The following is a 17,789-nucleotide window of genomic DNA, read 5'->3' as shown; positions in this document are numbered from 1 at the left end:
TAATCACTAAGGTTTACATGCCCACCATAAATCAGTAGCCATATTATCCGAATTCTTTAAATAGTTATCAACAGCATATTGTACATTTACTGTGTTATCCGTATATTCTGCAGACGGATAAGGCATACGACGTGCTCCCTTTTTGTTATCCACGGTTCCACCACTCATATTACCTTCGTCTGTAGCAGGAATTAATTTAGGATAACCTGTACGGCGATAATCCGCCCACGCTTCATTTCCTAACATCCAATTGGCTATCCATTTCTGCGTAATGATTCTTTCCTGTTTCACCTCGTCGCTAGCAGAATCATCCCATTTAATCGTTATTGTTGAAATCGGAGAATTATATGTGTTAAGTCCAGAAGGATCAGTATAAGTGGTCGGTATCTTGCTTTCATCATTTAGATATTCTTCTGGATTACCGGCGTTCCATTGTTCAAACGAAAGACGAATTCCTTGATTATAGAAATCACGTGCTTCTCCTCCCATATCGAACTTGAAAATAGCTTTTCCTTCTGCTCTTAAGAAGGCAACTTCAGCAGCATTCATCCAAAAGATAGGATCGGAAGCCGAGATTTTTATCTTGGAATAGTTTATAAAATAATCTTTAGCTTTTTCAAGATTGATGCCACGACGCAAGCCGACATATTCCTGGTCTTTCCATCCTGATTTCTCGAAATAAGCAGCACGGCGTCCATCTGAATAACCATTCATATAGCAAACTATATCAGCTGCCACATGACTGTCGCCACCGCTTGTTTCTTCGTTGTATCTAACAGCTGTGTACAATGGATTGGGAATTGTACCGAAGTAATTCCACTTTGCGTTATCCACATTGGATTCTATTACACCAAATTCGTGTTTGACTGCACTTTCAGCCATTTCTTGGGCTAATGTTTTATTAGCATAAGCAACCCGAATAGCTAAGCGGAGTTTTAGCGAATTGGCAAACTTAATCCATTTGGCTACATTTCCGCTATATACATAGTCAGCAGTAGCTACGAGAGCTGAGCCACTATTTTCTGTCAAAATTTCTATTGCCTGGTTCAATTCTTCAAAGAATTTATTATAGACATCTTCTTGAGAATCATAGGGAATTGTTATTTTTCCGTCTGCTCCAATTTTAGAATAAGGTATAGGACCATACGTATCGGTAATACGATTCATTGCCGCTACTTTTATAATTTCAGCAATAGCATAAGGAACCGGATTATTAGTAGCTTCAGATACACTTTTCACTGTGGACAAGTTACTATATAGTACCGGAATAACTTTATCACTTTTCAAAAATACCCGTGTCCAGTCGTCTGTCGGATTAAAATTGGAAATTGTAAACGCCCATGCACTCTTGGAGTCTGCAAAGTAACCTCCGCATGGACCTCCCAATAAACAATCGGTAAACTGTGCCGTATTAACATCACTAGATACAACACAACCGGCCAAATTACTCATTGCAGACCCTAGGGCGTAATCATCATCTGCTAAACTTCCCGGCTGATATGGATTGGAATTTATATCCATATATTGACTGGTGCAAGATATAAAAGATACAGTCAACGCCCCCAAAAACAGCTTATTTATTATATTATTTCTCATATTAATGCGTTGTTTAGAATTTGAAACTCAGACTGAAACCTATATTGCGTAAAGATGGCATCATAAAGTAGTCTATTCCTTGATAGAAGTTGTCCGTAGAAGCAATGCTTTCCGGATCAAACGGTGCTTTGTTGTAAATCATCCAAAGATTACGTCCGATCATGGATATTTTGATATCGCAGATATTATGTAACATTTTCCGAGGGAAAGTATATCCCAAAGATACTTCTTGCAGACGGACGTTGGTTGCAGAATAGGTGTAATATTGTGGCACAGAAGTACCGCCACCAATAATTCCATACCATGTCTCCGGATTAACGTGATCATTACCGTTGACCGGCACATATCCGTGGTCTCTTGCTTCAGCAGTTGCCTCAGAAACTCCATAATAATCAAGCATGGCTTGTGTACGAGAGAATACAACACCGCCTAAACGTGCGGAAACAAGGAAGCCGGCATTAAAGTTATTCCAACTGAAGTTATTACGCCAAGCTAAATTACCTTTTGGTAATACACTTCCCAGTTTTATATATTTTTTAGGATCCTTGATTGTCTCAGTAGTCATCTTCCCGTCTTGGTCAATGTATATTTTATTATTACTATCTCGTTTCAAATCAATAAAAGAATACAAGTCGCCCATGCTGCCACCTTCTTTTAACAAGAAGTGGGCTTCGCCTAACCCTCCCATGTCAAGTGTACCAATAGAGAAATTCTCTCCTGTGACAGGATTGATTGCATTGCTGGCCAAGGTCAGGATTTTATTCTTATTCATAGAGAATGTAATTCCGGTATCCCAAGTAAATTTGTTCCATGTATTTTTATATCCCAAGGAAAGTTCAAGACCTTGATTTCGTACTGCTCCTGTTTGAATATACATGGCCGACCAACCACTGACCGGCAACTGCGGATTAAATGTTTGATTCATAGTTTTGGCATTATAATATGTAATGTCTAAATCAAAGTTCTTTAAGAAACGCATAGTTAATCCGACTTCAAGAGACTGAGTCCGTTCCGGCTTCAGATTGTATAAAGGATATTGGGTCATGATACTCCACTGAGCGGAATTCGCAGTCCATTCATAACGAGGATTAGCCAAATATCTTTCGAAAGCACTACCTACAGATGCCCAGGAACCACGTAGTTTCATATAAGACAAATAGTCTTTATTCAAATTCGGCATCAATTCGGAAAGAACTACGGAAGCACCGACTGACGGGTAGAAAAAAGACTTGCTTTTTGAGTTTGGTCCAGCCAATTGTGAAGGCCAGTCATTACGTCCGGTCAGTGTTATATAATAGGTACTTTTATATCCTAATTCGGCAGAAGCGAATATAGATTGAGTTTGTTCTCTCCATCCTTCTTGCAAACGTTCTGTCTTACTCGGACTCAAATTCTGAATAGCAAAGAAATTGGTTAATCCGACAGTCTCACTTTTGAAAGGATCGGTACCGTCAGCAATCGGACCACGTACTTTCATTGCATCAGAACGTATATCGGAGAAAGAACCACCAACGTTTGCCTGCAATGAAATGGTTTCACCAAACATTTTATTGATATTCACAAGGAAGTCTGCGTACAATTGCTTATCATTAGTTCGGGTAATTCCATATAAGCCGCGAGACGATTTTTCCGTCAACTGAGTATTGGTGGAAGCATAGAACTTCTCTGTATAATCATTATTAGAGTTATCCAGGCGAACACGACCGGAAACACTTAACCAGTCTAATATCTGATAACTTAAATTAGCATTCAGCATATAACGGTCTTTCTTGTTCTCACGCAGATTGCGATAATTCACCCAATATGGATTCTGCATAGTCATGGCTTCATCACCAACCGGCCAATATTGAGTATAAATTTTGCGAGCCGGGTCATAACGCTCATACATACTAATATCTTCCCAGTCATTGCCACGCGGAAATAAATAAGCCCCCACTAACGGGTTGTTGTATGTACCTTGGTTTGTCATATTTCTATCATTTTGTAGAATATAACTTGCTCCAAAATCCAATGTCATTTTATCGTCCAAAAAAGAGGTCGTATTTCGGACGGTAAAGTTATAACGATTGTATTTGTTGTTAGGAACGATACCCTTTGAATTTACAGCAGCTGCTGAAGCGTATGTCTGGTTTTTCTCGGTTCCGGTAGAAAATGAGACACTCTCTGTAGCAATAACGCCAGTTTGGAAATAATCATCCTGAGGACTATAACCATAATAGTTAGCTTCTGTGAGTTTACGTCCCCAACTACGGGCACCGGATATATTTTGCACACCTTCCATACCTGTTCCATAACGAGTTTGAAAACGTGGCATAACAAACGGGGTTGTAAATTCAGTATTTGAATTGACTGTAATACTTACCCGTCCTTCTTTACCTTTTTTAGTCGTGATTACAATTGCACCGTTAGCGGCTTCCGAACCATACAGAGCTGCTGCGGCAGCACCCGTCAATACAGACATTGATTCAATATCTTCAGGATTGATATCGGCAATCGGTTCACTGGAACCTCGTGAGTCAAATTCCGTACCTCCACTCTTCGTTGAACGTCCGGAAAAAATGGGTACACCATCGATTACGTATAGTGCATTGGAAGATTGCATAATTGATTTTGTACCACGCATCACTACTTTTGATACACCACCAACCCCTGAGGAAGAAGCATTGATATTGACACCTGCTACTTTTCCACTTAAAGAATTGACAAAGTTCGCATCTTTGTTTGATGTAATCTCATTGGTGTTCACTTGTTGTACATTATAACTTAATGCCTTTTCCGAACGTTTGATGCCCAATGCAGTGACAACAACTTCATCTATTACTTGTGTGTCATCCAGCATTGTAATATTTATAGCCGTTTGACCTTTTAATGGAATTTCTTGTGTCTTATAGCCTATATAAGAATATACAAGAATAGGGTTAGCGTTCTTCGTAACCACTTTATAGTTACCATCCAAGTCAGTTATAGCCCCATCAGTTGTACCCTTTATCAGGATGCTGACACCAATCAGAGGTTCTCCTTTAGCATCCAAAACTTGGCCTGTAATAGTACGTTCTTTTCCAGTTGGTTGTTGGTTTGGAGCAGGAACTCCTTTTTCTGATAAATAAACAATATTCTCTTCTATTTTATAAGAGATATCTTTATTTTTCAGAAGTGTGTTTAAAACTTCCTCTAAAGAGACATCTTTTACTTTTAACGGCCCAACGGTAATTGTTGACAGCTTGTCATTGTAAAAAAACTGATACTTTGATTGTGATTGAATTTGTTTAATAACACTACCCAAAGTTGTACGGGGAGTCGATAAGGTCAACTGTGCCGCAGCCCATTGTACAGGAACTGCTATCAACAAGAGAATCAGTAAAGCTCGAAATAGCTTCGACTTTTGAAGCGAATGTTTGCTTTCCATACATTTTATTTAATGGTTATACATTTTATTGAACTCCAAAGGAAGGTGTCGACTTTCCTTCCCTTTGCTAATAAAACAACGCTAAATTAATAAACACTTAGCTGAATTTATAATTTTTTTCGTAAAAGCTCAAAAATCTTTAGTTCTTGGTAGTGAAATGCATTGAATCAAACAATAGCTTCTGTGTCTTTTATATAGTCCCTCCTTGTAACTTGAAGAATAGGATTGATTACATTTTACCAAGTACTTGGATAACTTAAGCAAAAAAATGACTAAAATCTTTAAACGATAATATATATGAGAAGAATAGTAAAAAACTGTTTGTTTACAGCAATATTGATGGCGGGGGGATGATATCTACCTCATGTGAGGACTGGACAGACCCGGAAAGTATTGATATCCATTACCCCACGTTTGAAGAGCAGAACCCGCAACTGTATGCTGACTATCTGAAGGATTTGAAGTTATACAAAGCAGAAGGGCATAAAGTGGTCTTTGTATCTTTTAATAATCCTGGTAATCCGAGACATCAGTCCGAACGCCTTACCGTTGTGCCAGACAGCGTGGATTTCATCTGTCTGAATAATCCCGAAAATCTTTCGGGGGAAACACAAGCGGAAATGGTGAAAATTCGTGAGAAAGCTATTCGTACGCTTGCTTGTATTAATTACGATGACTTAGAAAATGAATGGAATAAGAAAGCGGAAAAGAATCCAGAACTAACGGAAGAAGAAGCCCGGAAATATCTGAATGAACGTACGAATGCCTTATTGGCTTTGTGTGACGGTTACGGATACGACGGTATCCTTGTAAGCTATACAGGACGTTCGATGGTGGGGATGAAGGAAATTCCATTGCAACAATATAAGGAGCGCCAACAAAACTTTTTCAGCAAGGTGATGAGTTGGCAGGCCGGACATATCGACAAAATGATGGTATTTTATGGAAACGTGCAATATCTGGATCCCGAAAGCATGGATATGCTGGACAAATACAACTATTTAATTCTGAAAACCACTTCTTCCACTAATCAGGTTGCGCTTACGATGAATGCCATGACGGCTATCCAAGCCGGTAAGGAAGCGGCGGGAACAAATACTAATCCTGTTCCCACTGATCGTTTTATTGCTGCCACGCAGCTTCCTCTAAAGTCAGATGCGGGTATGTTGATCGGCTATTGGAATACAAAGGGAGAGAGGAGTTTGGCGGCACAAGGTACAGCCCGATGGATTGTTCAGGCATCTACGGAGTTTACCCGCAGCGGTATTTTTGTCGACAATATCCAAGAGGATTATTTCAATAATACTTATGCATCTGTGCGTGAAGTAATCCAGATAATGAATCCTAATAAATAAAAGTAGAATATGAAATTGTATATTTATCACTTAGCTGCCGTGGCGCTTACTGCATTTGTAGTAAGTAGCTGTAAGAATGCGGACATTAATGATGAACATCATTATGACAATAAGGTCTATATAAATTCGGCTCCTGTGACTGACAACTTATTGATTAAAGAAGATATAATAAATGAAAGCCGTACGATTGCTTACAGACTTGCCGCTCCTGTAGAGAAAGATATTCAGATCAGTTTCAGAGCTGTTCCCTCACTGACTGCAGCCTATAATTTGAGCTATGCTGACGATGCCACGGCATTACCCGAAGAATATTATGAAATTTCGGAGAAGCACGTAACAATTAAGGCGGGTGCTATTTCAGGAGATGACATTGTGGTGAACTTTAAGAACTTAAACCGATTGGATGAAAATCGTCGTTATGTATTGCCGGTTTCCATTACGGATGCAGGTATCGGAGTTCTCGAGAGTGCTCGTACCACCTATTTTATTATTAAAGGTGCTGCCCTTATCAATGTGGTGGCAAATATTCGGGAAAACTATCTTCCGGTGAAATGGAAGGATGACAATGCTATGAGGAATGTGAAAGTGATTACGGTAGAGGCGTTGGTGCGGAGTAACGACTGGGAAGCCGAACGAACGAATGCGATAAGCATAATTTTCGGTGTTGAAGGCAATTTCCTGTTACGTATCGGTGATGCCGACCGTCCTCGCAATCAGCTTCAGGTAGTTGCACCGGGTGGCTCACCATTTCCACCTGCTAATTATGTATCGGGTATTGGATTACCGGTAAACGAATGGGTACACATCGCCGTGGTGTATAACTCGGAAACTAAAAAACGAATTTACTATAAAAATGGGGTGAAAGTTTACGAAGACAGTGACACAGGCGGTGCAGTTAATTTAGTTCGAGGAAATTCTTATCCGAATGGACCGTGTTATATCGGCAGATCTTTCGACAACGATCGTTGGCTGCCAGGAGACATTTCGGAAGTACGTGTCTGGAATATAGAAAGAACTGAAAAACAAATAGCTCAAAATCCTTACAAAATAGACCCTGCAAGTGAGGGACTTATCGCTTATTGGAAATTTAATGAAGGAGAAGGAAAAGTGGTTAAAGATTATTCCGCAAGTGGACAAGACATTACTGCAGCGAAAGATTTAGTATGGGTTTCTGTAGAACTCCCAGAAGAGAATTAATCCTTTTTATTAAAAGAATACGATTATGAAACAAAAATATCTGATAACGGGCTTAGTGGTTGCCGCATTTACGGGCAGCCTGACTTTGCTGACTTCCTGTGTGGACGATTTGAATATGAATGCAGAAATTGACGAGTCGGCATATAGCGGTATATATGAAAACAACGGATACCTGCGTGACGGGAACTCCAACCTTGTCTCCAATGTAGTGGAGTTATACAAAGATACCTATACTACCTCTGTCAAAATGGGATTCAGCCGGGTACCGGGTTCTAATACTTCCGCCCAAGTGGCTTTTGATGCGGACTATCTGACCGTTTATAATGAAGAACATGGAACGGATTTCGAATTGTACCCTGAACGTCTTGTTTCCTTTGTCAACGACGGTAAGCTTACGGTAGACCATCCGTCAAAATCAGCCTATACGGACGTTACTATCCGGGCGGACGAAACCGTAGTGGAGAACAAAACCTACATCCTGCCTGTTGCCATCACTAATACAAGCAGTGACATTACCGTAAAGGATGAGGAAGCTGCCCATTGCATTTATCTGATAAAAGACATGAGAAAATTGGATAATCTTGCGTTCAAAGGAGAAGGCGCTGTAAGAGCGTTTGTTTTCTTTGACGGTACAAATCCTCTGAACGCTTTGGCCTTTGAATTGGAGAACGGAAAAATGTTGTGGGACGTAGTATCTCCATTTGCTGCCAACACTGGTTGGGATCCGGTAGCGCAACGTCCATACCTAAAATGTAATGACTACATACAGTTCTTGCTGGACAACAACGAAACCTTCCTGCAGCCGCTGCGCAAGCGTGGAATGAAAATCATATTGTCTATAGTCGGTGGCAGGGATATGACAGGGGTGGCACAACTTTCCGAACAAGGTGCCAAAGACTTTGCGCGCGAGCTGGCTCAATATTGTTATGTATACAATTTGGACGGAGTATGTTTTGACGATGAATATACAGAGGCACCGGATGTGAACAATCCGGCACTGGCAAATCGTAGCGCGGAAGCCGCTGCCCGTCTTTGCTACGAAACTAAAAAGGCGATGCCTGATAAACTTGTAGCGGTATATGTACTTGGAAGCATGACTTACAACCTTCCCAAAGTTGACGGGACGCCTATGGGTGAATGGGTGGATATTCTACTTGCTGATTATGGTCTAAATGCTGCTGCAGTAACAGTGAAAGGAGTAGAATCCATTAATTGTACAGGTCAATCTATAGAATTTGAAAGAGGAACTGGTGGTAATTTGAATCCTGCGCAGATAAATGATAGCAATGCCGGCTGGTTTATGGCATTTTCACCGAAGGTGGATAACTTCGAAAGTGTATTCAATCGTTTGTATGGAGGGGTAGAAGAATTGTATGGCGCTAAACTGAAAGCACCTGCGGTATTCTACAAAGAGAATGATGCCACACCTTACCAATATCCCGATGCATTACAATAAAATTAAAAAACAATCCTGGAAATGAGAATATTTTATAGACTTTTATTATTGTTGGCAATCAGTTCGCTGACAACCCTTCCCGGATGTCGGGAAGAGGAAGATTTGAATTTGCTTACCTATCCTGACAATAGTTTTACGCTTGCGGCGGAAGGTGAGGAAGGTTCGGAAATAACGGTGAATGCTTTTTATAATAATGATGGTATATTAGAATTTGATAAGCCTGCAACATTCACTTTTCGTTTTAACGCTTCCCCAGAGGAAACAATAGTCACTTTTGAACCGATTGGAGAGAATGTGGAGCTAAGCGATACAAAATTGATAATTTCGGCAGGTTATACGGATGCTAGTGTGATTTTGGATATAAAAGACATGGAAGCTTTTCAAGCTAATTATGAAGAAGCTGTGTGTAATTTAGGCGTGAAAGCTACCGTAGAAGGATACAGAATGCCGTCCACTACTTTGGAGGCAAAAGCTCTGGTAAAGAAAGAGGCGTATGTAGCTGCCGGTTTTCTGGAGGGAAAAGCTGACAGCAAGACTGAATTCGTGCATACTGTATTCGCAGGAAACTTCTTGGAAACAGAAGAGAATAAATACATTTTCAATGTACGGTTGGAACGTCCGGCGCGGAAGGACGTGAAGGTTACATTTAATACGGTAGTGACAGGTGTGAACGAGGAAGCATTGGATAATGTCATTATCACTCCTTCGGAAATCGTTATTCCTGCCGGACAAAAAATATCGCAAGATATTACTTGGGAAATCGGCAAGGATTTCTTGCTCGGCACAGACAGAGATGTAGATGCGACATTTACGGTTACTGCAGATTTCGAATGCGAAGATCCTGTTGTCTCAACTGACGAAACTAGAAACTCATTCTCCTTGAAAGTGGTAAAAACTGTGAAAGGAGTTGAGATTATACCTCACGATTGGGACTATGAGGATTTTATGGTCTTCCCTAAAGGTTGGACGGAATGGAATAAAGACGGCTGGACTATAGAAACGGCAGGCGAAGTTGATGATTCTGACGGAGCAGAAGTCCTTTTGGATGGAGAAGATTATGATGGTATATATGGGGAGGGAGATTTTTCACTCACCGTTGATATGAAAGAGAAAAAAACACTTGCAGGAGTAGGGCTTTGGTATCAGTATTGGTGTAGCCCCCAAAGTATACAACTGTCCGTCTCTTCTGACGGCGAAACTTGGAGCTATTTGGGGCAGGTTTCAAGCAACGATGAAAATGTAGATTTTATCAAATTCTATGAACCGGTAACTACGCGGTATGTGAAATTTGAGATAAAAGATAGGTGGAAGTCTGCAGAACTTTACGAACTCCACTTCTTCGAAACAGCACCTGCAGTAAAATAGGCAAATATCCTATAAACATTAGATAATCAAATCCCGCTATTGATACACTTTTTATCAATGGTGGGATTTGTGTTAATTCTACAGAATTGCGGATCAACAGATGGCTTATAAATTAAGAATAGATACCAGAGAATATTTTTATTGATTTTACTCTCATACTCTCATAAACAGCCTGAGTCTCTTTATTTGTCGTGCTTTTAGCTATGATAGCGGGGGCATGTTACTCCCTGATAGTAACTTTTACTCTCATACGGAATTTTTACCTTTTGTGAGTAATGTGTTTGTAATCAGTGTAATATGTATATTGTGCTGATATACTCCACTTATATATAAATTCTGAATATAAACCTTATTTCCTATTAAATGGTTTGTTGGCTAGCCGTGATAAAGGCATAAAGCATAAGTTTGTGGCACACTATTGCCTTGACTAACATTTGTGCCAACGGCTTGGCACAAATGTGCCACCGTGGTGTCATTACTGTGCCAAGCCGTTGGCACAGTCGTTTCATCCCTATGTGACACTTGTGTCGATAGGATGTGACAATCGTTTCCTTCGGATGTAACAGTTGTGTCGCCAGGATGTGACGGTTATGTCAATCAGGAGATACGGTTACCAGTCGTAGTCTTCGACGTATGCATCAAACTGTTGCGGGGTGGAGACGCCGCAGTTCTTGAGGATATTCAATACGTGTTGTTGTTCGGAAAGGGAGAGAAGGCGTTCGCCTTTGCGTGAGCGGTAATAGGTTCTACGGCCGAAATAACTCATCAGATGTAGGATGACGGTTTGCATCTGTTTGTAGGGAAGATTCTCCAGCATTCCGATGAATCCTTTGGCATATTGTATTTTTTTGTTGGAACGATAATAAGGGCAATCCCCTTCTATGCTTGCCAAATGTTTGGGACTGACGATAATCCAATGTTTGATATTTTCCGGTACGCTTTGTTCGGTGATTTGTCTCAGGCAGGTGCTTGCTTTGAGGCATTGTCGGTTGAGACACATCGGATACTGGTAAGGGACTTTTTCGAAGTCTATTTTTTCTTCCATGATTATAGGTTGTTTAATTAAATATGTTATTCTTCCGCCAGCCACTTCTCAATATTTCTTGTTTTGCTGGAGAAGTTTACTCCTATCCGAAGTAACTTTCGAGAATCAGTTTCGAATGGGAGGGCATAATGTTTTTCTTTAATTTGTTGCAGAGCCTCTTCCGCAGTGCCGTTCAGCTTGAATTCCATAATGTAGATATATTGGTCTGTTTGCAATACGAGGTCGATACGCCCTTCGTTTGTGTGATATTCCACTTTTGTGTAGAATCCCATCAGTTTGAAGACGATGAAGAGTACATTCTGATAGTGCAGCTCCAGTTCACGTTCTTTATTGTCGGTGTGACCGGTAATCGTTTCATAAGGGGTATCGGCAAAGAAACTTTGCAAACGGCGGAAGAAACTGTCGTAGTCTCCCTGCTCTATTTCTTTCACGAACTTTCCTATTTCGAATGCAGACCTGCTTGTCCTTACATTCGCGTAGAATGGGAGAAGGAACCTGACGAACCCTTCCTCTACTTCACGGTTCGGAAAACCAAGACGGTAAGTCCCGAAACGGGCATCGTAACCCTTTATGGTCAGATAACCGCTTTGATAAATTACTGGGATGGGATCGGTATCCGCACTGTCTATTCCGTCCAATACATCGACCGATGTTTCTTCGTGAGTGATATGGGTAAGGTCGTAGTTGTGATTTTGCAGCAGGGTGACGAGATACGTGGGCGTACCCGTAGCAAACCAGTAGCTGCCGAACTCTTTCCGCTTGAATGTATGGAGCAGGCTGAAAGGGTTGTACATGCCGATGGAGTTGTGCGTGAAGTGATAACCGTCATAATATTGTTTTACTTTCTCGCGGGTAGCTTCGTAGGTCATTCCGTTTGCATCCGCCAGTTCGTGCAGGTCATCCTTGAAGTTTATCTCCAGTTCCCGATCACTGATGCCGCAGATTTCGATATATTCGTTCCACATTGATATGTCGTCCAGATTGTTCAGGTCGCTGAATACGCTGACCTTGCTGAATTTGGTCACTCCCGTCAATATCCCGAAACGGATGCAGCCGTCTTTGCTTTTCAGTGCTCCGTAGAAACCTTTCAGCGTATTGCGGTAAGCCGTTTGCAACGCCTCGTCGCCGATAGCCTGAAGCATGGGCTTGTCATATTCGTCAACGAGGATAACTACACGTTGGCCCGTCTTTTCGTATGCCCGTTGAATGATTCCTTCAAATCGTGACGCTAATGATTTTTCGGCGGGGTCGCTTCCATAGAGCTGTTCCCAAGCGGATAGGGCACGTTCTAACTTCAGTTCCAGGTTTTGGGGGATACTGTAGTTTTCGGTGTTTAAATCTAAATGCAGGATGGGATAGGTAATCCAGTCTTTTTCCAGTTTCTCCATTGCCAGTCCGGTAAAGAGTTCCTTTTTTCCTTGAAAGTAAGCTTCGAGGGTGGAAATTAACAAGCTTTTGCCAAAACGACGGGGACGGCTGAGGAAGTAATAACGTCCGGTTTTTGCTAGATTGTAGATTATCTCCGTTTTGTCTACATAGTAGTAGCCATCTTTTCGGAGGCTTTCAAAGTTTTGGATACCGATAGGATAAAGTTTGCTCATAATCTCTGCTTTTATAATAGAAACTAAAACAAAGATACGAAGAATATTCTGTCACAGAAGATAATTGAGGAATTTTTATGTAGATGATGTCCGCAATAAACAGGAGGTAGACTGAAATTGCCGGAAACCACCTCAGCGAGAAATGAGATGGATTCCGGCAATGTTTTAACTATGTATTTATTGAGAAAGGATTATTGCTCTTTGGAAAAAGAATAAGGCATATCCTCTTCTTTCGTTCCTCTGTCCTTATTCGGTCGGTTACCCATATCTACCTTGATAGTGCCACCTTTGAATAAGTCTTCGTGGCGAAGATAATTCTTGGTGTAATCAGTTCCGTTGACATTCAACGAGTTGACATAGAAGTTCTTTTTGCTGTTGTTCGGAGCATCAATCACTAAACTGTTGCTGTTCTCAAAATGAAGAGTTGCTTTCTTGAATAATGGGGCGCCTACGATATACTCATCCGTTCCCGGGCAAACAGGGTAGAATCCCAGTGCCGAAAATACATACCAGGCGGAAGTCTGTCCGTTGTCTTCGTCGCCGCAATAACCGTCCGGCCCCGGAGTGTACATTCTGTCCATAACCTGACGCAGCCAGTATTGGGCTTTCCAAGGCTGACCGGCATAGTCATACAAGTAAATCATGTGTTGGATAGGCTGGTTGCCATGTGCATAGTTACCCATGTTCATAACGGTCATTTCACGGATTTCGTGAATCACCTGTCCGTAGTAGCTGTCGTCAAAAACTGGCGGTACGGCAAATACGGAGTCCATCATTGTGATGAACATGTCTTTCCCACCCATCAGGTCGATAAGCCCTTGCGGGTCGTGGAATACAGACCAGGTGTAGTGCCAACTGTTTCCTTCCGTGAAAGCGTCCCCCCATTTCAACGGAGAGAATGGTGACTGGAAAGTACCGTCTTCGTTGCGGCCGCGCATCAGTTTGGATTCTTTGTCGAAAAGATTCTTGTAGTTCATGGCACGTTTGGCAAAGAGGTTGATTTCCTTTTTCGGGCGTTTCAGTTCTTTGGCGAGTTTGTAGATGCACCAGTCGTTGTATGCATATTCCAGTGTACGGGCGGCGTTCTCGTTGATTTTTACATCATAGGGGACATAGCCCAGTTTGTTGTAATATTCATGTCCCAAGCGTCCTGTTGAAGAGACTTCGGGGTGTACATTCTCCGTGCCGTGAATCAATCCTTCATACAAAGTCTTTACATCGTCCACTTTCACGCCTTTCATATAAGCGTCTACCAGGATAGAAGCGGAGTTATTGCCGACCATGCAACCTCTGTGTCCCGGACTTGCCCATTCAGGGAAGAATCCGCTTTCTTTATATGTATTGATAAGTCCTTCCTGCATTTCCTTGTTGACCGACGGGTACATCAGGTTCAATAACGGGAACAGGCAACGGAAAGTATCCCAGAAACCTGTATCGGTGTACATATATCCCGGCAGAACCTGACCGTTGTACGGGCTGTAATGAACCGGTTGCCCGGCAGCGTCCAGTTCGTAGAACTTGCGCGGGAAAAGCAACGAACGATACAGACAGGAATAGAATGTACGGTATTGGTCGAGATTGCCACCTTCTACTTCTATCTTTCCTAATACCTGATTCCAGGCTTCTTTCCCCTTCTTAGCCAGTTGCTCGATATTGTCTTTACCCAGTTCTTTCATATTGACAGCCGCTTGTTCAAAGCTGATGAAAGAAGAAGCGATTCGGGCATGTACCTGTTCGCCTTTGCGTGTCTGGAAACCGATAATGGCTCCGGCATGGTCGGTAGTCTGTTCGGCAACGTTCTCTTGCAGGTTGCCGTTGGCTACCGTAGCTTTGTAAGTGAAGGGTTTGTCAAATTCAATGATGAAGTAGTTCTTGAAGTTTTCGGGAACTCCGCCGCTATTGCGGGTGGTATAACCGATAATCTTATTTTCTTCGGGAATCACTTTGACATACGAACCTTTGTCGAAAGCATCCACCACGACATAAGAATGTTCGTTTTCGGGGAAAGTGAAGCGGAAGAGAACGGCACGTTCCGTCGGTGCCATTTCTGTGACTACATCGTGCTCGGCAAGATATACTTTATAGTAATAAGGAGTGGCAACCTCCCCTTTATGCGCAAACCAACTGGCACGCTTTTCTTCATCAAATACCGGTTTGCCAACTATCGGCATGATAGAGAACTGTCCGTAATCATTAATCCACGGACTGGGTTGATGCGTTTGCTTGAAACCACGAATCTTATTGGCTGTATAAGTATATTGCCATCCGTCTCCCATTTTTCCTGTTTGGGGAGTCCAGAAGTTCATTCCCCAAGGGCGGGCGATAGCCGGATAAGTATTACCTGTTGATAACTCGAAGGTAGACTGCGAACCCATTAGCGGGTTGACATATTGTGTCCAGTCTTTGGCTTTGGCAAAGAGTGTGCAACCAAGCACACAAGCTATTAATACTATTCTTTTCATGGTTTATGTGTTTTGTAATTAGGTTTGTCGGTCATTCTGATTTCCATTGTTCCACCGTTCGCCAAGTCTTGATGATTAAAGAATGGAGTATCCAAAGACTTGCCGTTCAGTGATATACTTTCAATATATTTATTCTTTTTAGAGTTATTCTTTACTACAATACTGAATGTCTTCCCTTCGGGGAGGTTGATAACAGCTTTGTCGAAAGCGGGACGTCCGATAGAATATACCGGTTTTCCGGGACATACCTGATAGAATCCCATAGAGTTGAGTATGTACCATGCAGACATCTGGCCACAATCCTCGTTGCCGGATAGTCCGTCCACACTGTTGGCATACTGACTGCGGTAAACACTGTCTACCAATTCTTGGGTTCTCCACGGACGATTCACGTAGTTGTACAGATGAATCACATGATGGCTTGGCTCGTTGCCATGTGCATATTGACCGATAAGCCCGCTGATATCCGATGAGGTCGTTTCACCTTCGAGCGATGAATCAGCCTCAAATAAAGAATCGAGTTTCTGAACGAATGCGTCTTCGCCACCCATCAGATTGACCAGTCCTTCTACATCGTGAGGTACAAACCAAGTCCATTGCCAGGCCGTTCCTTCGCAGTAATCATCACTGCGATGAGTCGATGCACGTGGATTGAACGGCGTACGCCATTCACCTTTCGAGTCAAGCCCACGCATAAAACGGGTTGATTTGTCGAAGTAGAATTCATATGCTTTGGCAAAACGTTCGTACTTTGCCTTAGATTCAAAATCATTCATTGCCTCTGCGAAAATAGAGATACACCAGTCGTCATATGCATACTCCAAGGCTTTGGCTACCGATTCATTTTCACGGTCGCAAGGGATATAGCCGATGGCATTCTTGTAGTATTTTGCTTTCGGCATGAGATGAGGCAATACCAAGTCCGGGCATTTAATGCCGGTAGTATCATATTCGGCTGCGCGCAGACAGCCTTTGTAGGCTTCTTTAGCGTCGAAGTTGCGGTATCCTTTCATATAAGCGTCCACTATGACGGGGACAGCATGATAACCAATCATAGTACCGGTATAGTTGGAAGCCAAATCCCACATCGGGTATATTCCGCCTTCCTGGTGTTTCTTTATCAGTGAATTGATAAATTGATTATTCAGATCGGGGTCGATAATCGTCATTAACGGATGTAATGCACGGAAGGTGTCCCACAATGAGAATACCGTATATATAGGATTGACAGTATCTCCCTGATGCACTTCGAGATCCATTCCCAAATAACGTCCGTCCGCATCGCTGAACAGATTCGGGCTGATTCCCGTGTGATAGAGAGCGGAGTAGAAGATGGTTTTATCTTCCTTGTCGGAAGTCGTAATATCAATTTTCGACAGATATTGATTCCATGCCAGGCGTGCGTCTTTGCGTACTTTATCGAAATCCCATCCGGAGATTTCTGATTCGACATTCTTGCGTGCACCCGCTATGTCGACGGCAGAAACACCTACTTTGACCAGTACTTGTTCGTCCTTCTTCGTATTGAAATGCAATAGCGCTTTACAAACGGGAAGCCGTTTGCCGTCATCCATAGTAATGGAATCCGTAATCAATGTATAAGAGAACGGTTTAGAGAATTTGGCGTAGAAATTAATATATTGATCGAAAGCCCAATACGTAGTTTTCTTATGTCCGCAGATTTCCGTGTCACTGATAACTTCGATTTCCATCTCCGAATTAGTCTGTCGTTGCAGACTGTAATCCAAATCAATGACAAAACCGGATTCGGTACTTTCGGGGAAAGTATAACGGTGGATAGCCCCACGTTTCGTAGCCGATATTTCAGCTTTTACCTGATAAGTATCCAGGAAAACTGAATAATACCCCGGTTCTGCCGTCTCATTTTCGTGAGAGAAAGAAGAAGCATAGGCCAGTGTCTGACTTTGCGGATCGGTCGTCAGATATTGTTGTTTACCGACAGTGGGCATGAACAGCACATCCCCGTAGTCGCAACAACCTGTGCCGCTGACGTGTGTATGGGAGAAACCGTTGATTGTGGAGTCTGCATAATAATAACCTGAACAGGCATCCCAACCGTCAATCCGTGTATCGGGACTAGGCTGAATCATGCCGTGAGGCACTACTGCTCCGGGAAAAGTGTGTCCATGTCCACCGGTTCCGATGAAGGGGTTGACGTAAGCACTATAGTCTTTTACATTAGTGGGGGCTGTGCAGGAGCTAAGTGTGAATAATCCTCCTAAACATCCTACTATTAGGAATGTTTTCAATTTCATGGTATTAATAGCTTTTAGTTTCACCGGATT

At 42.2% G+C, this 17,789-nt stretch carries 10 protein-coding genes; 4 read left to right on the top strand and 6 right to left on the bottom strand.

The genetic code is table 11. From position 1 onward, the window contains the following. Positions 1-6: 6 nt before the first annotated feature. On the bottom strand, positions 7-1,596 hold the full coding sequence (locus HC965_RS14610) for a SusD/RagB family nutrient-binding outer membrane lipoprotein (RefSeq protein WP_191032152.1): 1,590 nt from the start codon (positions 1,594-1,596) through the stop codon (positions 7-9). Between the two features lie 13 nt (positions 1,597-1,609). Next, complete coding sequence (locus tag HC965_RS14605) at positions 1,610-5,002, bottom strand: TonB-dependent receptor (RefSeq protein WP_191032151.1); 3,393 nt, start codon at positions 5,000-5,002, stop codon at positions 1,610-1,612. A 350-nt stretch (positions 5,003-5,352) separates the two neighbouring features. Between HC965_RS14605 and HC965_RS14600 the strand changes: the two genes are divergently transcribed. Genes HC965_RS14600 through HC965_RS14585 form a run of 4 tightly spaced genes read left to right on the top strand, consistent with a single transcriptional unit; the run spans position 5,353 to position 10,375 of the window. Beyond that, entirely contained in the window at positions 5,353-6,357 is a 1,005-nt protein-coding gene (locus tag HC965_RS14600) for a glycoside hydrolase family 18 (RefSeq protein ID WP_191032150.1), read from the top strand. A gap of 9 nt (positions 6,358-6,366) precedes the next feature. Further along, positions 6,367-7,554, top strand: a complete 1,188-nt coding sequence (locus tag HC965_RS14595) for a DUF1735 and LamG domain-containing protein (protein WP_191032149.1) — start codon at positions 6,367-6,369, stop codon at positions 7,552-7,554. A gap of 25 nt (positions 7,555-7,579) precedes the next feature. After that, positions 7,580-9,010, top strand: coding sequence for a BT_3987 domain-containing protein (locus HC965_RS14590; protein ID WP_191032148.1), 1,431 nt, complete (start codon positions 7,580-7,582; stop codon positions 9,008-9,010). Positions 9,011-9,031: 21 nt separating this feature from the next. Further along, positions 9,032-10,375, top strand: a complete 1,344-nt coding sequence (locus HC965_RS14585) for a DUF4989 domain-containing protein (RefSeq protein WP_191032147.1) — start codon at positions 9,032-9,034, stop codon at positions 10,373-10,375. 610 nt (positions 10,376-10,985) lie between these two features. On the opposite strand, the gene HC965_RS14580 is transcribed toward HC965_RS14585, so the two are convergent. The 4 genes from HC965_RS14580 to HC965_RS14565 all read right to left on the bottom strand — a co-directional run bounded on the left by HC965_RS14580 (position 10,986) and on the right by HC965_RS14565 (position 17,759). Beyond that, positions 10,986-11,420 carry a DUF6078 family protein gene (locus HC965_RS14580; protein WP_191032146.1) on the bottom strand — a complete coding sequence of 145 codons (435 nt, stop codon included), beginning with the start codon at positions 11,418-11,420 and terminating at the stop codon, positions 10,986-10,988. A gap of 26 nt (positions 11,421-11,446) precedes the next feature. Beyond that, positions 11,447-13,024 (bottom strand): ATP-binding protein, encoded by a 1,578-nt coding sequence (locus tag HC965_RS14575; protein ID WP_191032314.1) that lies wholly within the window; start codon positions 13,022-13,024, stop codon positions 11,447-11,449. A gap of 188 nt (positions 13,025-13,212) precedes the next feature. Continuing rightward, positions 13,213-15,483, bottom strand: a complete 2,271-nt coding sequence (locus HC965_RS14570; RefSeq protein ID WP_191032145.1) for a GH92 family glycosyl hydrolase — start codon at positions 15,481-15,483, stop codon at positions 13,213-13,215. Then, positions 15,480-17,759, bottom strand: coding sequence for a GH92 family glycosyl hydrolase (locus tag HC965_RS14565; RefSeq protein WP_191032144.1), 2,280 nt, complete (start codon positions 17,757-17,759; stop codon positions 15,480-15,482). Before HC965_RS14565 ends, HC965_RS14570 begins: the two co-directional genes overlap by 4 nt. Between the last annotated feature and the right edge of the window lie 30 nt (positions 17,760-17,789).

Source organism: Bacteroides sp. GM023, assembly GCF_014750685.1.
GTDB lineage: Bacteria > Bacteroidota > Bacteroidia > Bacteroidales > Bacteroidaceae > Bacteroides.
The sequence above is the reverse complement of the archived record's forward strand: the minus strand, read 5'-3'. Positions and strand labels throughout refer to the sequence as shown.

What these genes read in the sequence shown, in the direction of transcription:
- HC965_RS14565 (WP_191032144.1), bottom strand. Translation starts at nt 17,759, where the DNA reads ATGAAATTGAAAACATTCCTAATAGTAGGATGTTTAGGAGGATTATTC.
- HC965_RS14585 (WP_191032147.1), top strand. Translation starts at nt 9,032, where the DNA reads ATGAGAATATTTTATAGACTTTTATTATTGTTGGCAATCAGTTCGCTG.
- HC965_RS14590 (WP_191032148.1), top strand. Translation starts at nt 7,580, where the DNA reads ATGAAACAAAAATATCTGATAACGGGCTTAGTGGTTGCCGCATTTACG.
- HC965_RS14595 (WP_191032149.1), top strand. Translation starts at nt 6,367, where the DNA reads ATGAAATTGTATATTTATCACTTAGCTGCCGTGGCGCTTACTGCATTT.
- HC965_RS14610 (WP_191032152.1), bottom strand. Translation starts at nt 1,596, where the DNA reads ATGAGAAATAATATAATAAATAAGCTGTTTTTGGGGGCGTTGACTGTA.
- HC965_RS14605 (WP_191032151.1), bottom strand. Translation starts at nt 5,002, where the DNA reads ATGGAAAGCAAACATTCGCTTCAAAAGTCGAAGCTATTTCGAGCTTTA.
- HC965_RS14600 (WP_191032150.1), top strand. Translation starts at nt 5,353, where the DNA reads ATGATATCTACCTCATGTGAGGACTGGACAGACCCGGAAAGTATTGAT.
- HC965_RS14580 (WP_191032146.1), bottom strand. Translation starts at nt 11,420, where the DNA reads ATGGAAGAAAAAATAGACTTCGAAAAAGTCCCTTACCAGTATCCGATG.
- HC965_RS14570 (WP_191032145.1), bottom strand. Translation starts at nt 15,483, where the DNA reads ATGAAAAGAATAGTATTAATAGCTTGTGTGCTTGGTTGCACACTCTTT.